This window comes from Mesorhizobium sp. CA5, from assembly GCF_020165105.1.
Classification (GTDB): Bacteria; Pseudomonadota; Alphaproteobacteria; order Rhizobiales; family Rhizobiaceae; genus Mesorhizobium.
In genome coordinates this window covers 248,118-268,304 of record NZ_JAIUHJ010000008.1, presented here as the reverse complement: position 1 = coordinate 268,304, position 20,187 = coordinate 248,118, and the positions used below count along the sequence as shown (strand labels likewise).

The window sequence follows — 20,187 nt, the reverse complement described above, 5'->3', positions numbered from 1 at the left end:
TTAGGCACTTGGATTAAGACGTCGGCCGCATCACGAGGCAGAGCATATAGCATCGCAAGTAGGTTGGTTGCGGGGACCCGCAACCCCTTTTGTCATGACATCGTCGGACTTTTGATTTTGGTCAGGCTTGGCGATTTCGAGGATGCCGAACAGCTCGCCGCGTAGCTCCGCATGCACCTCGCCGCGCTTGTCGCCGGGAGTGAGCACAATCTCTCCTATCAATGAGCGCAGCGCCTCGGCGGCTGAACGTCCATCCTCGTGGTCGGCAAGCGCCTGCGTGAGTTGCCCGACCCGCTTGCGGTAGAGAGTGGCGATATTGGGATGCAGGTCGGGCACGTCAGTCGGTGCCGCTGCCAGATGCGCCGTGATCTCCGCCTTCTGCCTCTCTAAGTCTTCCATTCTCGCTCTCATCGAAGGTTGGTACAGGCCGTCTTCGATCGCGGCCATGATGCCGGAGATGGCGCGCTCGATCTTGTCGAATGCCTTGCGGTCCTGTTCGCCCTGCGCTCGACGCTCCTGGTTGAGGCGGTTGGTCTCCTGGGCATAGGCTCTGATCGCCTCGGCCACGGCATCCGCCGAGACCAGCCTTTCCTTCAGGCCTGCGAGGACTCGCTGCTCGATCTTCTCGCGCGTGATGGTGCGGCCATTGTCGCAGATACCCCGGCGCTGGTGATTGAGACAGGCATAGCGGTCTGGCGTGAACAGGCCGTAGCGCCCGCCGCAGCAGCCGCAGGTGAGCAGGCCGGAAAGCAGGGATACCGGCCGCTTCATGGTGTGCAGCTTTCTCGCCCGGGCTTTGCGCGTGGCGACAGCCGCCGCCTCGAACTGGCTGGCGATGGATTTCTGTCTCTCCTTCACGGTCTGCCACAAATCGTCCTCGACGATCCTGAGATGCGGCACCTCGGTGCGGATCCATTTGGCTGGCGGATTGGCCCGCGATACGCGCTTGCCGGAGGCAGGATCCTTGACGTAACGCAGGCGATTCCAAACCAGCACGCCGGTATAGAGCTCATTGTTGATGACGCCGGTTCCCCGGATGACATGCCCGCGCACGCTGGTGTCGCCCCAGTGCCGGCCGAGCGGGCCAGGAACGCCCTCCTTGTTGAGGTCAACGGCGATCGCCTTCGGGCTCTTACCGGCGGCGAACTCGCGGAAGATGCGGCGCACGATGGTCGCTTCTTCCGGCACGATCGCACGGTCGCCCCGAACAGGCTCGCCTTCGGTATCGAGTTTCTTGACCACCCAGTAGCCGTAGCACAGCCCACCGCCGGCCTTGCCCTTCTCCACCCTACCCCGCAGGCCGCGATGGGTCTTCAGGGCAAGGTCCTTGAGGAACAGGGCATTCATCGTGCCCTTGAGGCCGACATGCAGTTCGCTGATCTCCCCCTCGGCCAGAGTCACGATGGCAACGCCAGCGAATTTGAGGTGCTTGAAGAGGGTGGCGACATCTGCCTGGTCGCGGCTGACGCGGTCGAGTGCCTCGGCCAGCACCACCTCGAAGCGGCCGCGCTGCGCATCGCGCACCAGACGCTGGATGCCCGGCCGCAGCACAGTGCTGGCGCCGGAGATCGCCGCATCCTCATAGGTTCCCGCCACGCTCCAGCCCTCACGCGCCGCCTGCTCGCGGCACAGCCTCAACTGGTCCTCGATGGAGGCATCCCGCTGGCTGTCGGACGAATAGCGGGCATAGAGTGCGACACGGGTCATGGCGGCAGATCCTCTCTCTTGTTCCCCAGGGGTTTACCATCCGGCTCTCTACCCTCTCCCCTTTGGTGGCCCGGCCGATTGTCGTTGGCCGCCTCCCCCGCGTCGAATGCCTCCCGAGCCAGCTGCCGGCCCATAAGCCGGGCGATATCCAGCACCACCCGATTCAGCTTGGCCGCCGGCATGAGTTCGGTGCGCGCTTCGGAGTTGACAACGTCGCCGTTGTCGTTCGCCGGAACCGGCGCCCTCGGCCCTGAGCTGGTTTCCTTTGCCATCGCGGTCGCTCCCAAATGGTGGATCGACCTGCCATCAGATGTCTCTGGACCGCAAAGGAAAGCACGAAGTTCATGTCGTAGGGCCACAGCGTGCAACGACTTGCGCCGGGCGGTTTCGCCTCGCCTGTCTAAGGTCAAGGAAGGCAATGGCGACTCTCAATTTAAGGAGTGCCGGTTGGCCGGGACCGTCATGTCTTCCAACTGATCTTCGGTGAGACCTCTTGCAGGACCTTCAAACACCTGAAACCAGAAGGGGATTCCCTATGTCGTCTTCGTAACGGGCCGCCAGAGCACACACCGCGCGATCGCCGTCACGGCGAAATCCCCGGTAGGCCAGCGCGTCCTTTTGCGCTCCTTACCTTCATTCGCACGTGAAGCGACGATGCTTGCCGGATCAATGTGATGGTGACGGGCAAGGTCATCGAGCACCGACCGGATATGGCGCCAGGGAAAATCGTCTGGATCCTCCCAATGTTCGCCGTAGCGCAGGATAACCAAGAGCTTAGCCAACACACCTTCCACGGAGCATGCCTGAGACAGCGGCAGGTCATCAAGAAGCGCCTGTTCCGTCGCTTCCGATCGCCGTATTAGCTCGTCTGTTCTCGAAAACCCGATCTCGGCGTCAGCTGCATCCCAGCGCGCTTGATGTGCGGCTAGATCCGCAAGCACCCTGTCCAATGCCACTTCGCTTTCGGGAGAATAGAGTTCGTCGAGACTCTCGACGGAATGGACCGTCTTTTCCCCGCCGCCGGGAAGCTGCATCTTCGCACAGGGAAAGCCTATCGCTTTGACGAGATATGTCTCCAACTGCTGCTGTTGCCGGCATAGCTCCAAGGTCGAGCGGTGAATCTCGTGCCAGCTCTCACACAAGCGAAGAGCTGGATCGTCCTGCCGGCTCTTGATCGCGATATTTTCGCGCGCCCGAGCGCCAAATGGCCCCAGTCCAGCCATCGTAACAATCTGCGTCATCAGCAACCGCCGAGTGACGAAAGACAAAGGCGTGGTATTGTCGGAATCAGCCATGATCCGAGCTCCTAACAGCTTGGGTTTTGGTCAGGCCGGATCGGTGTTGCGTCACCGTTCCGGCCGCTTAGTGCACTCCTGAATACAGTTAGAGCAGCATATGAGCAATAAAAATCACCATATTATGGTGATCTTATGACGCCGGTCCAGTGTCGGATGGCCCGGGCCGCGCTGGATTGGGGTGTCCTCGATCTTGCTAGAGAAGCGGGTGTTTCAACACAGACGATTGTGCGTCTGGAACGAGGCGAGGCGCTGAAACAGCCTACGCTCGATCGAATACGCGAGGCCTTCGAAGATGCCGGAGTGGCATTCATTCCGGAGAACGGCGGCGGCCTCGGTGTGCGCTTGGCCAAGCGGCCCTAGCGACACCCCAATCGCGCGTGCAATGTTTCGAACCCGGCTAAGTTAAGGCGTCCTTGGCGCTTTGGTGACTTTCAGTCCGAAATGGGCTGAAACTATCCGCTTTCGGCAGAATCTACTGAGAGTCGACTGTGCATCGCCAGCGTAGAACTCGCCCGTTAGCGTTCTCAGTGGCCAATAAGCATGTGCCGTTGGCTGACTGCCGACGGCACATGCTATTTTAAGCCGCCATCCACGTATGCTGCATAGCTGCGGCGATGGTACCGGTCTGGTTCGGATCGCCGAGCCGGGGATCGTTGGGCTGAATGCCCGATCCTGTAGGCGACGTTGCCGGGTCGAACCCTGCCATGGCGGCAACTAGGGTCGCCACATCCGACTGATTCAATATCTTGCCGTCACCCGACTTGATCGTCTCGACAACATTGCCAGGTCCGGCAAACCAGTTGCCGACCGTCACCTTGTCGGTCGTACCCAGCACCGAGATTACGAGATTGTTTCCCTGTTGAGCGAACCAGAGTTCGTTAGAGTCGATGCCGGTGCCGAAATCCAGCTCGTCATTGTCCGTGAAGGATCCCGATTCAACGATGATGTCGGAGCCGTCCCCTGCTCTGAAATGATACTGGTCATTGCCAGCTCCTCCCACCAGTGTGTCATTGCCGGCGCCGCCCATCAGAATGTCATTGCCGGCATTGCCGTTTAGCGTTTCGTTCCCAGTCAGGCCGAAGACAATGTCGGCGTTCGTGCTGCCGTCGACCGTCGTGCCTGGCGACTTGGCAACGGCCAGGTTGAGTATACCGATGCCGTCGAGCGCGAGCTTTTCTATCTTGGCAACGGCCACCGTCTGCTCGTCCATCCGGACTGCATCACCTGCCGGCCCGCCGCCAATTGCCAGTTGCAGATTTTCGCTGCTTGCTCCTGACCAAGAGAACGATAGATCATCGACCTTGATGCCGCCTTCGAGTGACAAAGTGTCAACGCCAGTCCCGTCGATGAGCTTCAGCAAGCTGTTGCTGCTGGTCTGCCAGTAATATCCTCCGATCCAGGTGTTGACAGTACCACTGGCGGATACGCCCAGGGCTTGGGCCGCGTTAATATCGGCAGTTGCGGTCGTCGCGGTCATGCTGAAGTCTTGGATGATGTCGCTACCATCGCCACGCCGGAACACGTAGCGATCGCTGCCGCCCTCTCCATTCTGGTAGTCATTGCCTATGCCACCGACCAGCGTGTCGTCGCCGGTCCCGGCCGACAGGACATCGTTGCCAACTCCGCCATAGAGGATATCGTTTCCAGTATTCCCCCAGAGGGTTTCGTTGCCTGCCAAGCCATAAACGAGGTTGGCACCAGTCCCTGAAGTAACCGTTGCACCGGCAGCCGTGGCGACGTTCAAATTCATCACGCCCAAGCCGTCGAGCTGGATCTTCTCGATCTTCGCATTGGTGACTGCCTGCTGGCCCAGAGTTACGCTGTCCCCAGCGGGGCCTCCAGCGATGGTGATAGTAAGGTTATCGTGACCGACCCCTCCCCATGTGAAGGACAGATTGTCGGCGGAGATGCCGCCGCTGAGCACCAGCGTATCAGTTCCTGACGCGTTGACCTTATAGAGCAGGTTCGAGCTGGTTAGCCAGATGTAGCCACTAACCCAAGTATTCACGGTCCCACTGGCAGAGACGCCGACGGCTGCAGCAGCGTTGATGTCAGCGGTTGCGGAGGTCTGAACGACCGTAAAGTCTTCAATGTAGTCGGCCCCGTCCCCACGCTTGAAGATGTATTTGTCGTCACCGCTTGCACCATTTTCGTAGTCATTGCCGGTGCCTCCGAAGAATGAATCTGTCCCGGCGCCGCCCCACAGGTAATCATTGCCGGCACCACCATAGAAGATATCGTTCCCTCCGTTACCATTGATGGATTCACCTCCGCCGATGCCGAAAAGCATTTCCGAGGCCGTGGTGCCATTGAGTGTGGCTCCGGCGGCGCCTGCCACTTGAAATTCCATCGTGCCTACGCCGTCCAGGGAAAGCAGCCCAACGCGTGCTGCCGTCGTCTTCCACTGGTCAATCAGAATGCTATCGCCGGCTGGTCCACCAGCGATGTCGATCCTTAGATTGTCACTCCCCACGCCGGTCCAAGAAAATGAAAGATCTTCTCCCTTGATGCCTCCCTGTAGCGAAAGCGTGTCGGATCCGGCTGAGATCAACTTCAACAAGCTGTTGCTGCTCGTTTGGAAGTAGTACCCTCCCACCCACGTATTAACGACGCCGCTAGCGGAAACACCCAGCGACTGCGCAGCGCTGATGTCCGAAGAGGCCGTCGTGGCCACCATCGCAAAATCTTCGATGGTGTCGCTGCCATCGCCTCGCTGGAAAATATAGGTGTCGTCCCCGTCTTCTCCGTTCTGGTAGTCGTTGCCGGCCCCGCCGACGAGAGTGTCGTTGCCCGTACTGGCGGTTAGAATGTCATTACCCGCTCCGCCATAAAGCGTATCGTTGCCGCCGCCTCCGGCGAGCGTGTTAGCCGCGGCATTGCCAGTGAGTACATTGGCGGACGAATTACCGGTTCCGTTAATGGCAGCGGATCCCGTCAGCGTCAGGTTTTCAACGTCGGAGTCCGAGATCGTGTAGGTGATCGAGCTCAGCACAGTGTCGGTGCCCTGACTGGCGGCCTCCCCCACCACATCCGAGACGTTATCGACTACATAAGTGTCATTGCCGGCACCACCGTTCATCGTGTCTGCGCCAATGCCGCCGTCAATGAAATCGTCGCCGGCACCGCCATTGATCGTGTCATTGCCGGCACCGCCATTGATCTGATCGTCCCCAGCGCTGCCGGTGATGGTGTCGTTCGTCGTGCCGGGCGACATGAATTCGACGCCAACACTCGACGTCGTGCCTGTGCCCGTCGTGGCATTGGCGGTTATGACCGACGTGGATTGGCCGTCAGCGCTGACGTCCGTGGTAACCGTCTGGGTCACTGCAAAGTTGTAATAGTAGTCCGTGACGATCTTTTGGATGGAGCCGTCGATCCGGGTGACCGCCACTTCCGTGTGTTCGTAAGAGCCGTTATTGTCGGCATCCTTCAGCAGGGTCGTGGTCATGCCGTCGGCGCTCACCGTCAGGATACCTTTTCCCGTTACAGGGCCGTTCCAAGTGGCATGCCCGAATATCTGGGTAACGACCGACCCATCGATCTGAACCTGCGCGGCGGCCGTGACTTCATAGCCGGACACGCCAGGATTCTCCACCGAGACGGGATTCGTACCGCTGCCGCCGTAGTCATACCAATAGTTTGTCGTCAGCCCGTCAGCAGTGGTCTTTATGATGACATTGGCAGGAATCGCTGCTTGCCAATAGATCGTCCCCGGTACCAAGTGCGATGCACTTTGATTTCTGTTGTGTATACCCTCGACCGTAGACCCGTCGGCCATGGTGATGATGCTGTCCATATTATCGAAGCCACCACCACTGGCGTCGTAATCGACGCCCGTCCAACTGCTGCGACCATCATCGCTCGTATAGGTCGTAGTCTTGTTGTAGAAGGTGTCCGATGCACCAGTTCCGTCCCTGGTCTTGGTGTCCGTTACGCCATCTCCTAGGTGCGCAACGTTTATCCGGCGGGTCTGATCGACGGTCCCGTCCGCGTTGAAATCCCATTGGGTTGTGGTCAAAAGCCCGTCGGCGCTCGTAGAAATCTTCGTAGTGCTCAGTTTGTGATTGGCGCCGCTGAAGTCGGTGATCAGTGTGGTCACCGAGCCGTCGACGGCCTTGGTGGTGACTTCGGTCTGGTCAACCGTGCCATCGCCATCGGCGTCCCGCGAAATCGAGATCAAGCGCCGATCACCGCTCGTCGTGGTGACCGTGCTGTCCAAGAGCACCCCGGCCGGTGTTGACCTCTTGACCGTTTCGACCACAGAGCCATCGGCCAATACTCTCGTGGCGTCAACAGTGACACGGTCTATCCCAACAACCCCATCGATATCTTCTTGAGTAGTGACCGATCGGCCATTGCTTGACGTCGCTGTGATGAACTTCGACAGCTGCGAGCCATCCGCCTTGTAGTTGGTCACCGTTCTTGTGCTCGACCCATCAGCATTGATGGCCGTGACATCCGTAGAATCCTGGCTGAACGGATTGGTCCCAAACAGGTCCAAGCTCGTCGTCGTCGACAGGCCATTGGCGCTGGTCGTTGCCACGAAGCTGCTGGTCTGTGCCGCCCCGTCGAACTTGTTGACGGTGTGGACTTTTGATCCATCGGCGTTGAGGACCGTGACGTCCGTCTCCTTGAGGTCATAGGTTCCGTCGCCGTTGAGATCCCATTCCTTGGTGGTCGCAAGGCCGTCGCCGGCTGTCGTTGTCCTGGTCTGCTCGGTTAGGGTCGTTGACTCATAGGCTTTAATTGTTTGAACCGTCGAGCCATCGACTCCGATCGCCGTTTCCGTAGTCCGCTTGCTGGGCAGGTCCGGGAGATAGTCAACCGACGTCGCGCCATATATCGTCGTGCTGCTCAGCCCGTCCGCGCTGACAGTGGTCGTCTTGCTGGTGGAAGAAGGGGACGTCGTAAAGGCGCCGGTTCCTAACGCATTGGCCGTCGTGTCGGGACCCGTCGTGGTCGTCGTTACGCTGCCATCGGCCGCCGTCACGGTCGTCGTCGTCAGATCGATGGCGCCATCGCCATTGTAGTCCTGTGTAACTGTGGTGGTTAGCCGGTTGGCGCTGACCGTTGTGATGGTGCGGCTCTCCAGCGATCCGTCGGCTTTCTTGTAATCGACGGTCTCGGTGGTGCTGCCGTCCGCATTGAGGACGATGGTGTCGAACTTGGAGCGGCTGGTGGTCGCGCCGACAGCCGCCCAGGTTGTCGTCTTCACAAGGCCATTGGCACTGGTAACGACAGTAGTCTTGTCCTTCACGGCGCTAGCGGCGTCGAGATCAGTAATGGTTTCGGTCTTGCTGCCATCGGCGTTAAGCACAACAACATCGGTGGTCGACTGGTCGATCGTGCCGTTACCGTCAAGATCGGTGGCAAGCGTGCTGGAGAGGCTGTTCGCGCTGAGGGTGCGTGTCGCCGACGAGGTCAAAATGCCGGATGTATAGGTGCGATTGACCGCCGTGGTTGAGCCGTTGGCGTTGAGGACGGTTGAACTGGCTTCATCCGTCGTGCCATTGCCGTCAACGTCCCTCGTCGTGGTCACCGTGTTGCCATCGCCACTGGTGACGGTCTGATAGAGGGCGATCTGGGCGTTGCTGGCGTTCTTGATGGTGATGGTGCCGGTTTTCGAGCCGTCGGTGCCAAGCGTTGTGACCGCAGCGCTGGTTCGGTCGGTCGTGCCATTGCCATCGAGGTCGGCCTGGACCGTTGAGGTCAGGCCGTTGGCGCTGGTCATCGTAATGGTCTTGCCGATCAGAGCCCCCATCCCGGCGAGTGCCGAAACCGTCCTGATCATTGAGCCATCGGCGTTCAGAACGGTGACGTCGCTCGACTTGTTCTCGATGGTGCCGTCCCCGTCGGCGTCCATCTGGATATCGGTGGTCAGGCCATTCCCCGACACCGTCGCGATCGTTTTCGACAGCAGCGTGCCGTTGTTGGACGTCGCCGACGTTGTGGTGGTGCGGGCGCCGGAGGCGGCGATCGCTGTCACGGCTTGCGTGATCGTGTCGTAGGCGCCGTCGCCATTCACGTCCTGTTTCACGGTCGTGGTCAGGCCATCAGCGGAGTGCGTCGTCTCCGCTTTGCCATGCAGCACTCCGTTGATGTCGGTGTCTGACACCGTCGTCGTAAGGCTGCCATCAGCTTTAAGGGTGTCCACCCGCGTCCGATCGGTCTTGCTGTCGCCGTTGGTATCGAGTTTGGTCGTAACCGTCTTTTGGTCGGCACTTGTCGCAACCTCGGTCTTCGCCAGCATAGCGCCGCTGGTGCTGGTGGTCGTCGAGGTTACCGTCTTGCTCCCATCGGAGCCCAGAACCGTCGTGGTCACTATCGTGCGGTCGACGGTACCGTCCGCGTTAATATCGTCCCTCTCGGTCTGAGTGAGGCCGTTGGCGCTCGTGGTGACGGAAGAGCTGCCGATTAGCGTGCCGTTGGCGCTCTTGGTCGTTACAGTGCGAGTGCGGCTGTCGTATGCGTCAATGGTCGTAACATCTGTGACAACGACGTCGGCAACCGCATCGCAGTCGAGATCAGCCCTACTGGTTACCGACAGGCCGTTGGCAGATGTCACATCCCATTTCTTGACGTTGCTGGATCCGTCGGGATTGAAAAAGAGCACTTTGGAAGTTGTGACGCCAGCGTCGTCCACGGAGACCGTCTTGACTGTGTCGACGTGCCCGTCCCCGTCGGCGTCAGCCGCGATCGAAACGGTTCGCTGATCTGCGCTGATGTTGGTGGTTGCGCTGGAAAGCAACGTCCCGTCACGGCTTTTCACCTGCATTGTCTCGCTGGTGCTGCCGTTTGATCCGAGAAGCTTCACATCGGACGAGACGAGGTCGAAGACCCCGTCGCCGTCAAGGTCGGTCGATGTCGTCACGATGTGTCGGTCGGCACTGGTGATCGTGACCGTCTTGTCGATGAGCGCGCCGTTACCGTTCAATTCCGAGACGGTTCGGGTCCTCGATCCATCCGCGTTGAGTATGGTAACGTCGCTGGATTTGCGTTCAACCACGCCATTGCCGTCGGCATCAGACTGCAGATTGACGCTCAGCCCATTGGCCGATACAGCAGCGACCGCCCTCGACAGCAGCGTGCCGTTGCCGGAGGTCGTCGAGGTAGTCGTCGTGCGAGTGCCTGACGCCGCGATAGCGGTCAATGACTGGGTGGTGGTGTCATAGGCACCGTCGCCATTAACGTCCTGCTTGACGGTCTTGGTCAGCCCATCGCTGGAGATGCTGGTTTCGGTCTTGCCATGCAGCACACCGTTGCTGTCGGTGTCGGATACGGTGGAGACCTCGCTGCCATCGGTATTGACGACATCGACGACAGTGCGATCGATCTTCGTGTCGCCATTGGCATCGATCTTCGTGGTGGTCGTCTTGCGATCAGCGCTGGTCTTAACCTCGGTCTTGGCCAACAAGGCCCCGCTGGCGCTGGTCGTCGAGGACGTCACCGTGCGGCTGCCATCTCCACCAAGAACTGTCGTTGTGACAATCGTGCGGTCGACCGTACCGTTACCGTCGATGTCATCCTTCTCGGTCTGCGTGAGGCTGTCCGTACTGGTGGTAGTCGCGGAACTGCCGACTAGCGTGCCGTTGGCGCTCTTTGTCGTCAACGCGCGAGTACGGTTGCTGGAGGCATCGGTGGTCGTCACATCAGTGATGATGGTGTCATAGGTGCCATCGCCATCGATGTCGACCTTGTGGGTCAGAGATAGGCCGTCGGCGGTGGTTTGGTCGTAAGTCCGGCCAACAAGGGAGCCGTCGGCATTGTACTGGCTTGCGGTCGACGTCGTCACGCCCGCGCCATCGATGACGATCGTCTTGGCCATGTCGACATGGCCATCCCCATTGGCGTCGGTGGAGATCGAAATCGTCTTTCGGTCACCGCTGGTGTTGGTCAAGCTGCTGGACAGCAGGGTGCCGTCACGGCTTTTGACCTGCTGCGTCTCCGTCAGGCTGCCACCTGCGCCAACCACCGTCACATCCGACGAGACAACATCCGCCTGTCCGTCGCCGTTCGAATCCGTCGAGATTGTCTTGGATAGACCGTCGGCGCTGATGGTGGCGGCCGCCTTACCGATCAGCACGTTAGTCGAGCTGTACCTAGAGACGGCTGTTACGGTCGAACTGCCGGCGCCGTTGGTGATGGCTGTCACGTCACGGGTTTCATAGATGCCGTCACCGTCGAGATCGTGCGACACGGTCCGGGTCCGGCCATCGGCGCCGGTGACGGTCAGTTCGCGATCGATCAGCGTGCCGCCGCTCGAGGTTTCGGCAACCGTCTTGGTGCGCGTGCCATCGCCGGCCACGACCGTGCTCTCTGTGGTGGTCAGGTCGTAGGTGCCGGTACCGGTCGAATCCCTCTGAACGATCTTGGTCAGGCCGTCGGCGGATGCCGTGGTGACGACCTTGCGCAGCAAGGTGCCGTTGACGCTGTTCTCAGACACCGTCGTCGTGGTGGAACCGTCGGCATTCTTGACGAAGACCTGCGTCTGATCGGTAGCGCCGTCGCCATCCTGGTCGAGCGCCGTCGTGACCGTCGTATTATCGGCGCCGGTTGTCGTGGTGGTGCGCTGAGCCAGCGAGCCGTCGGTGTGGAAATCGCTGACGACGCGCTGGCGCACGCCCGCCGCGACTGTCGTCACATCGGTCTGCGAACGCTCGTAGGTACCGTTGCCGTCATCGTCGAACTGGGTGGTTGTCGACAGGCCGTCGGCGCTGACGGTGATGCGGTTCTGAAAGGCCAGCGTGCCGTCCTTGTCGTAGCCGCCAAGCGTAGTGGTCTTCGAGCCGTCACCATTGGTGACGATGTTCGACTTGATGATGTAGCCGTTGGCGTCCGAAGCCAACACCGCATCGCCGACAGCGCCCGTGGCCCCATCAGTCTTTGTATAGGTCGTTGTACCGGTGATCGCCGAGCCATCAGCAAAATTCTGGCCGCTACCCGTCGCCGTCAATCCAATCGAGGCGATGCCGAGTGAAGCAAGTGATACCAACTGGCCATTGACCATGACCTTGAAGTCGGCCCAGCGGTCGTCGCCGGCATCGAGCAAGCCGTTGTGATTGGTGTCGAACACGCTTTTCAGCGCATCGAGATCGCTGTCCGCCGTCTGGTCCCATTCGGTGAAGACGAATTCGCTCGAACGGCTGATCTTGCCGTCGCCATCGGCATCGAGCACCAGGACGCCGTTGCCCGCACCGGCCCAGGCGGTGCGGTGCTGGTAGCTGTCGCCATCAAGATCGATGAACTGTGACGAGGAGTTCAGCGGATTGATCGACAGGCCGTTCCCATCCAGGTCTAGGATAACGGGCCGTCCGGCCCAACCGGCCCGGCCTCCACTGCCGCCGGATCCGCTTTGGCCGCCACTGCTCGACGTCGACCCACTGCTACTGCTACTGCTACTGCCACCGCCACTGCTGCTGCCCGGGCTGGAATGGCTGTAGGTGCTGCTGCTGTAGTTGCCATGGTGGTCATAGCCGGTGGTCCCATATTCACCGCCGGGACTTGCATATCCAGATCTCGTTGCACCCGCCTCAGTCGTATGGTCGGACTTGCCCGAAATCCGATCGATCATCCTCTGCAAGTTAGGATCGTATGGATTGACATGGCGCTGTTGGGCCACCGACATGGCCATTGCCCCTGCGACCTCTGGCGACAGACCGCTGTCCAGAGCCTTTTGGGCAACCGCGCGGGCAGCGTCGATCGGGGCAGGGTTAGAGATGTAGCCCGAGCCGGGTACGTAAACCAGCGCAGGGACGATTGCGGGAGGGAGTGACACGCGGACTTGGGGGATCGCGGCAGGACGAGGACGTGGCTTAGCAGCCGGTCTAGGAGCTGGATTGTATCCGATCGGGCTGTATATTTGTGGGTTATAGGGATCCCAGGATGGCATGACGTCAAACACAGGGGGCGCCGGGGAAATATCGGAAACCGGCAGTCCCCCTAGAAGGTTTTGGTCAGGAGCATATTGTGGTGAGGCGGCAGGGGCGGTCCATGAATCGTATCGTGCCGTATCTTGATTGTCTCTTAGGGCGCTGGGCGCAGGGCTCGAAGTCGGGCTCGTGCTGAAGTAACCTGGGGCGTTGACGTTGTTAGGCGTATTTGCGTTTATATGGTCGCCACCCATACCTGGGGTTCCAGATCTATCTGCGGCGCGAGAATCACGATCTGTCGACGCATTATAGCCACCGCCGAAATAACCGGGCGCGTTCGGATTGTTGGGCGTATTCGGGTTGACATAGCCACCGCCGAAATAACCGGGCGCGCTGGGATTGTTGGGCGTATTCGGGTTGACATAGCCACCGCCGAAATAACCGGGCGCGTTGGGATTGTTGGGCGTGTTCGGGCTGACATAGCCACCGCTGAAATAACCGGGCGCGCTGGGATTGTTGGGTGTGTTCGGGCTGACATAGCCACCGCCGAAATAACCGGGCGCGCTGGGATTGTCGGGTGTGTTCGGGCTGACATAGCCACCGCCGAAATAACCGGGCGCGTTCGGATTATTTGGAATATTTGCTGTTTGAAGAGCGTTCCTCGCATTGATGCCGTCTTCAATGGCACCTAGAGCATCCAACATATTTTGCACGGCCTGCTCATCTGCAGGCGTTCGACTAGTCAGCCCGTCCAAGACATCTAGACCGATGGCGGTTTTGTTGAGGGCCTGAGAGGGCCTGTGCTCTCGAGCTGCGGCAGCGTCCTCCTGCCGGTTCGCTTCATCCAGAGCGTCACGAGCAATATCGTAGTTCGGCGGTCCCGCGAAAATATCCGTGAGATTCTCAGTGGTTAGGTTGCCGACCCACCGGCCAAAACTACCGAACAAGCCACCTATCGCCCTGACTCCATTGTCAAACGCGGTGACGACTCCCGGGGTCTGTGTGTGCGTAACTCTACCAGTTTTGTCAGTCCCAACCATTTCAGCCCCCTAGCGCCAGCGAATGTGTTCAAATTTGATCAAAAGTGGACTATTTAACCGCACTTTCTTTTCACTTCGCTCAAGAATAGCGCGAGCTTTCCCCTCACAAATTCTGATTTATCTTTTCTGGAGGAAAAGACGTGTGAGTTGTATTTGTTGCTATCGATCAAATCTTGAATCATCTTAACTGAGTTATTTACCTCATTTCCGCTCATGAATATATTCAATATATCTTCGTTATCTTCCAGAGATTTTGACGTTGCCACCACACATGAACAGTATGACCTAGAATTATCTTTAACACACTTATCGTATGAGGCAGAATTTCCGTAATCCACTAGGCTGTGTGTTGCGACATGCCCCGTCGCGACCTGTGTAACAATTAGAATAATTCCGACCAACATTCGCGCGCCTTTCCATTTCCGCAGTTCAAGTTTCTTCGTTCGCGTCCCACTTACCGCTCGTGAAACGCTTCATCCGTCATCTCCGTCAGCGGATCGAGCAAAAACTCAAGCACCCGCCGATTTCCGGTCCTCACTTCCGCTGTCACCGACATGCCGGGCGTCAGCGTCACATCCTCGCCCTCAACCCGTATCGATGCCTCGTTGAGTGCAATCCGCACCGGAAACACCAGCGGCCCGGCGGCATCCTGCGCCGTTTCTTGCTTCCCACCCGGAGCCGACTGCGGCGCGCCTGCCGGGATCGCGTCATTGGATACTGTCAGCACCTTGCCGCTCAACGTGCCGTAGCGCGTGAAGGGGAAAGCCTCCAGTTTCACTCTCGCTTCCTGACCCTCATGGACAAAGCCCTTGTCGCGGTTGAGCAACATGGCCTCGATCTCTAGCTTCGTGCCGTCGGGCACGATCACCATAAGCTTCTGGCCGGTCTGCACTACTTCGCCAAGCGTGTTGACCTCCAGTTGCTGCACGCGACCGGCGACGGGCGATTTCAGCACGCTCGAGCGCTCGAACAGTTCGGCCTTGGCGAGGTCCTGCTTCAATTCGCCGATCGAACGGTCGACCTCGATGAGTTCGGTGTTGACCTTGTCGAGATAGGCCTCGCGCCGCTCGCGCTTCTGGGCGATCAACGTCTGCACGGTGGCCTCCAGCTCGGCGACCTGACCTTCGCCGTCGACCGCCGCCATCAACTGGTCCTGCTCGCCCTGACGGGCTTCGATCGTGCTGGTCTTGATCCCGACCTGGCGCTTCTCCAGTTGCTCATAAACGTCAAGCCGGTCTCCGGCGAGGCTGACTAGCTTGCGGCGCTCGACGAGCGTCTTGTTGCCGCGCTCAATCTCGACGCGTTTCTGAGCGATTGCCGCCTCCAAGCTTGCCTGCTCTGCTTGATAGGCGGCAAGCGATTGCCGCATCTGCTGTCGCTGCAGGTCGACGAGCGGTTTCGGCGCGTCGGCGGGCTCGGTCAAATCGGCATTGGCTGCATCGGTCTCGCCCGCCACAGCGGCGGCCAGCGCTTCGAGCCGCGCTTCCGAAACTTGCGCGGCTTCGAGATTGCCAGTCAGCTTCCTTCGGTCGGCGGCGTATTCGGACGGATCGAGCTCGACAAGTACTTCGCCCGCCGTGGCATGAGCGCCGAGCCTAGCGTGCAGCGCCTTCACTGTGCCGGTGATCAGCGGCTCGATGACCTGGACCTTGCCGATCGGGATCAGCTTGCCCTGCACGGTGGCATAGGTGTCGATACGGCCGAACCACGCCCAGGCGAGCGCGCCCGTGGCGAAGACCATGATCAGCGCGGCAAAGATGCGAGCAGTCGGCGACGCCGGAGTCTCCAGAATCTCGATTGCAGCGGCCTGGAACTCGCGCTCGTGGCGGTTGAGTGCGGAGCGTTTTGTTTGCGCCTCCCGCGCCAGGCCTTCCTTCACGGCGTTCCAGTAGCGGCCCATGATCTATTCCGCCGCCTCCTGTTGAAGTGCTGCAGGCCGCTGCTCGGCCTGCAAGCGGTGGAGTTGGGCGTAGCGGCCGCCCTTCAGCAACAGTTCCTCATGCGTGCCCTGCTCGGTGATGCGCCCGGCCTCGATGGTCAGGATGCGAGTGGCGTCGCGCAAGGCGGCCAACCGGTGTGCGATGATGAAGACGGTGCGTCCCTTGGCCATCTGCCGCATGTTCTGCTGGATGACATATTCAGATTCGTAGTCGAGCGCGCTGGTCGCTTCGTCGAACATCAGGATGCGCGGGTTGGTGACCAGCGCACGAGCAATGGCGATGCGCTGGCGTTGGCCGCCGGAAAGGTTGGCGCCGCGTTCCTCCAGCACGGTGTCGTAACCGGATTTCAGCTGCACGATGAATTCATGCGCGCCGGAGAGTTTTGCGGCTTCGATGACGCGCTCCAACGGCAGCGCCGGGTCGGCGAGTGCGATGTTCTCGCGCACGGTGCGGCGGAACAGGATATTTTCCTGCAGCACGACGCCGATCTGGCGGCGTAGGCTCCTCGGATCGATCAGCGCCAGGTCGACGCCGTCGATCAGCACGCGGCCGCGCTCCGGTACATGCAGGCGCTGCAACAGCTTGGCGACGGTACTCTTGCCGGAGCCCGACGGCCCGACGATGCCGATGATCTCGCCGGGTTCGACCTGGAAAGAAACGTCCGACAGAATCTCGCGCTCGCCGGGGCGATAGCGGAAAGTGACGTGGTCGAAAGTGGCGTGGCCGGTGATCTTGCGCAGCGAGCCTTGCCCCGCGCCCCCAGAAAGCTCGACCGGCGCGTTCAGGATATCGCCGAGGCGGTCGACCGAGATTCGCACCTGCTGCAGGTCTTGCCACAACTGCGCCAGCCGTAACACCGGGCCGGCGACGCGGCCGGCCATGATGTTGAAGGCGACCAACTGGCCGACGGTCATGTCGCCGGCGAGCACTGCCTTGGCGCCGAACCACATCGTGGCGACGATCACTGCCTTGGAGATCAACTGCGCGGTGTTGCTGGCGAAGTTGGAGAGCCTCGCCGTGCGGAAGCCGGCCGCTACATAGCCGGCAAGCTGGTCCTCCCAGCGCCGCTGCATCTGCGGCTCGACCGCCATCGCCTTCAAGGTCTCGACGCCGACGATGGATTCGACCAGAAAAGTCTGGTTCTCGGCGCCGCGGTTGAACTTCTCCTCGATGCGGCGGCGGAATTCCGGCGTCACCGCCATCGACAGGATGACATAGGCTGGGATCGAGCAGATGACGATCAGGGTCAGCCAGCCGCTATAGAGATACATCACCGCCAGAAAGACGAAGAGGAACAAGACATCGAGCAACACGGTCAGCGCCGAGCCGGTAAGGAAGGCGCGGATGTTCTCAAGCTCGTGGACACGCGCCACGGTCTGTCCCGTCTGCCTGGCCTCGAAATAGGCGATCGGCAGGCCGAGCAGGTGGTGGAAGAGCTTGGCGCCCAGCGCGACGTCGATGCGGCTGGTGGTGTGGGTGGTGGTGTAGGTGCGAAGCCCGGTGAGCAGCACCTCGAACATCGACACCGCCGACAGGCCGATGACCAGCACTTCCAGCGTGGTCAAGCCGTTGTGGACCAGCACCTTGTCGATCACCAGTTGGAAGAAGATCGGCGAGATCAGGCCAAGCAGCTGCACGAAGAAGGAGGCCAGCAGCACTTCGGCAAAGATCCGGCGGTAGCGGATGATCTCGGGGACGAACCAGGAGAAATCGAAACGTCGCGAAAACCCCTGCGCAAAGGCGCGGCTGGTCACCAGGATGACATGTCCGCTCCAGAGCGCCGCGAATTCCTCGCGAGTCATCTCCCGCGGCGACCCGACCTGCGGGTCTTGTACAAGCACCTTGCCGGCGGAGGCGGCTGCCAATACGGCAAAGCTCCCGTCCGCCTTCTCGACTATGACGGGCAGCGGCAAGCGATCCAATCGCTTCGGCGAAGGCCGGACGCTCCTAGCCTTAAGCTTCAGCCGCTTCGCCCCCCTGACGATATCGACGCGATCGGCCGCCCGCTCGCCAAGACCGAGATCGTGGCGGATGGCATCAGGGTCTGCAGGCTGGCGCAAATACTGGGTCAGCAACGTCAAGCAAATGACACCGCTGTCCAGTCCAGCCACGATGGGCGTGACGGAGTTCACCTTCCCCCCGGAAGAAGCGCGGAATAGCGCTGACTCCTTCATGCGCCGCTTCCATTTTGGGCGCAAGCAGGGATTGCAAAATATTTTTAGCTCGATGTAACCCGAAAGTATCCTGCGGAATATTAGCTATTCTTAATATAGATACTGCTGATTGGCGCTCCGTGACTCCGGTGTGAGCGGGCGCGGGTGAAGTCGCACTTGGCACCAACGAAAGTACAGTTCGAACTCATTGCCACCACATCCGAACGACCGGCATGTGGCGCAAAGCGGACCTCAGAAAGCATCGACGCGTTCCTGTCAGTTATCGGTTTCGGGTGATCTGAAGGAGGCAGCTAGCCGGGCTTCGCCTCATGTCTCCAAAATTGTCGAACGCCTGAATGTGTTCTGGTAGATCGAGTTCCAAAAGATATCGGGCCTTCGCCCAGCGATCCCCTCGGCCGACCGCAGGGTACGCGCAAATGGCCAGTAACGCCCTTTCCTCTTGCCGGCTGGCTCTGTCGTGGTCGCCACTGCTGCCACCCACTTCATGCATCGCCCTGCCGAACGCGACGTATGCCGTCATGTGCGCTTGAATCAACGCCTGCAGTTTGTTGGTTTACTAGGTCTCGACGGGCCCGCTTGCGGCATAACCCATCGCCGCGGCTGTCGAACCCAAAACGGCGGCGCCAGAGTGGGCGAGCAACGTGCGGCGGTTGATCCTAGTCGTGGTGATCTCTCCTCTTCGTTTCAGCCTCTGAAGGCATATCCGAAATCGCGAACTTGACCACCGTAACACGATGGCTCTCGCATTCATGTCGGGATGGATAGCCTCGGGGCCGACGCAGGCACCGGCACTCCGAACTCGCCCCATCCCGCCCCAACCCTTGCCCTGTCATTGCCCGAGCACCGCACATTGCGTTAAGCCACCGAAACCATTTAGAAATCGCCATCGCCGCACGGCGCAGCGAATATTCATACATTGTGAAATTGACACATATCCCATTGAAAACAAGCGACCGCCTAAGCGTACAATGTGCGCCCTTTTATCCTGCCATCTTCAAATGCCGTATTGTTCGATCTCGTTTTCCAACGCCATTACTCTTCAAATATACGATAATACGCTATTCTATGCTCTATAAAACGATTCCGTATTCTGGTGTCGAGTTCCGATGCGCCGTGCAGCATTCTGCGCTCTGCGACGGGATAGTTGCGCTGCTTGTTTGCAGCGCTGGAACCGTCCTGGCGCACTTTTCCATCGACTGAAGAGCATCGTCACAGGCAATCCGGCGCGGTCCGGCCGTCTGGCGATCGGCGGGGCCGCAGACAAGATAACGTGCGTTCCGTCGTTCTCAGTCTGCATCGGTTCTCATCCGCCGGAGCCAATCCCTTGTGTCAGATGACGCCCGTCAGCGTGCCGGCGACATGCGCTTCAACTTCCGTTGCACCGTTCATCGATGCGCCGCCAGCAGCCTGCGATCCTTGGTATGAGCGCGCCGGCAGCATCGCTTCGGTTGGCCGCGGAATCGCCAACATAGAACGTTCGGTCGCTCCACATGGCGTGCATGATCACCGCCAGCTTGCGCGCCACCGCGACACAGGCCTTGCGGTGACAGGAGCGTTTGGCGATCGGCTGGCCCAGTCCTTAACTGTCCCCGCCCGTGAAGCGCGTCATCAGCGCCGACGGCGCCTCGTTGAGCGAGCGTCGCACATCAGCATCGCCTCGATATACGACCTGGACGCCGATCGAGGTGTCTACTGCCAGCGCCGCGAGGTCACCCCGAAGTAAGCCGCGACATCATATGAGCGGCGGAGGCGCGACGGATCATCAATTGCCGTCATGAACGAAGTGCGGTGACCGGAGCAACCCCGGGCATTGCCATGAAGCGCGGGCACAGTTTGCAGCGTGCCACCATTTTGACGACGAGATTGTGCACCCGGCAATACTGCCTCCACAGTGCAGCGCGCGCCGACAGCATGGCTTCCCTCTGCTCGGACGACACCGTATCTTCCGCCACCGCGGGCGCGCACCGCCTGCTCGAAGGCCCCTCGACCGACCTTATCCAGGCCGATGGCGAGCGCGTTCAGCGAATGACGTTCGGCATTCTCCAGGTCAAGGAACTTGGCCTTCAGATTGCGCCGTTGCGTCAGCAGAAGCTTCGTCCGGTAGCAGCTTTCCCACTTGATGTGGGCTTGACGGAGCCAGCCGGCTCGCATCAGATGCA

Annotated in this window: 7 protein-coding genes and 1 pseudogene; 1 reads left to right on the top strand and 7 read right to left on the bottom strand. The window is 60.1% G+C overall.

The window, feature by feature from the left end; all coding sequences use genetic code 11:
* Positions 1-30 precede the first annotated feature (30 nt).
* From LB529_RS13450 to LB529_RS13440, 3 genes are all read right to left on the bottom strand, one after another.
* On the bottom strand, positions 31-1,707 hold the full coding sequence (locus LB529_RS13450; protein ID WP_224711341.1) for a recombinase family protein: 1,677 nt from the start codon (positions 1,705-1,707) through the stop codon (positions 31-33).
* Positions 1,704-1,979 (bottom strand): hypothetical protein, encoded by a 276-nt coding sequence (locus tag LB529_RS13445; RefSeq protein WP_224711340.1) that lies wholly within the window; start codon positions 1,977-1,979, stop codon positions 1,704-1,706. The genes LB529_RS13450 and LB529_RS13445 overlap by 4 nt, the downstream gene beginning before the upstream one ends.
* Positions 1,980-2,240: 261 nt before the next feature.
* Positions 2,241-3,002, bottom strand: a complete 762-nt coding sequence (locus LB529_RS13440) for a hypothetical protein (RefSeq protein WP_224711339.1) — start codon at positions 3,000-3,002, stop codon at positions 2,241-2,243.
* 135 nt (positions 3,003-3,137) lie between these two features.
* Here LB529_RS13440 and LB529_RS13435 point away from each other — a divergent pair, with 135 nt between their 5' ends.
* Positions 3,138-3,365, top strand: coding sequence for a helix-turn-helix domain-containing protein (locus tag LB529_RS13435; RefSeq protein ID WP_224711338.1), 228 nt, complete (start codon positions 3,138-3,140; stop codon positions 3,363-3,365).
* A 217-nt stretch (positions 3,366-3,582) separates the two neighbouring features.
* Here the strand turns inward: LB529_RS13435 and LB529_RS13430 are convergent, their stop codons facing one another.
* The 4 genes and pseudogenes from LB529_RS13430 to LB529_RS13415 form a co-directional block, all read right to left on the bottom strand.
* Positions 3,583-13,914, bottom strand: coding sequence for a calcium-binding protein (locus LB529_RS13430; protein ID WP_224711337.1), 10,332 nt, complete (start codon positions 13,912-13,914; stop codon positions 3,583-3,585).
* A gap of 454 nt (positions 13,915-14,368) precedes the next feature.
* Positions 14,369-15,814 carry an HlyD family type I secretion periplasmic adaptor subunit gene (locus LB529_RS13425; RefSeq protein WP_224711336.1) on the bottom strand — a complete coding sequence of 482 codons (1,446 nt, stop codon included), beginning with the start codon at positions 15,812-15,814 and terminating at the stop codon, positions 14,369-14,371.
* A gap of 3 nt (positions 15,815-15,817) precedes the next feature.
* Entirely contained in the window at positions 15,818-18,028 is a 2,211-nt protein-coding gene (locus tag LB529_RS13420; RefSeq protein WP_224711335.1) for a type I secretion system permease/ATPase, read from the bottom strand.
* A 1,366-nt stretch (positions 18,029-19,394) separates the two neighbouring features.
* Positions 19,395-20,185, bottom strand: a pseudogene (locus LB529_RS13415) (transposase); the annotation flags it as partial.
* Positions 20,186-20,187 lie beyond the last annotated feature (2 nt).

Bases quoted from the DNA above. Each gene is read 5' to 3' on its own strand.
- LB529_RS13450 (WP_224711341.1), bottom strand. From the start codon at position 1,707: ATGACCCGTGTCGCACTCTATGCCCGCTATTCGTCCGACAGCCAGCGG.
- LB529_RS13445 (WP_224711340.1), bottom strand. From the start codon at position 1,979: ATGGCAAAGGAAACCAGCTCAGGGCCGAGGGCGCCGGTTCCGGCGAAC.
- LB529_RS13440 (WP_224711339.1), bottom strand. From the start codon at position 3,002: ATGGCTGATTCCGACAATACCACGCCTTTGTCTTTCGTCACTCGGCGG.
- LB529_RS13435 (WP_224711338.1), top strand. From the start codon at position 3,138: ATGACGCCGGTCCAGTGTCGGATGGCCCGGGCCGCGCTGGATTGGGGT.
- LB529_RS13430 (WP_224711337.1), bottom strand. From the start codon at position 13,914: ATGGTTGGGACTGACAAAACTGGTAGAGTTACGCACACACAGACCCCG.
- LB529_RS13425 (WP_224711336.1), bottom strand. From the start codon at position 15,814: ATGGGCCGCTACTGGAACGCCGTGAAGGAAGGCCTGGCGCGGGAGGCG.
- LB529_RS13420 (WP_224711335.1), bottom strand. From the start codon at position 18,028: ATGAAGGAGTCAGCGCTATTCCGCGCTTCTTCCGGGGGGAAGGTGAAC.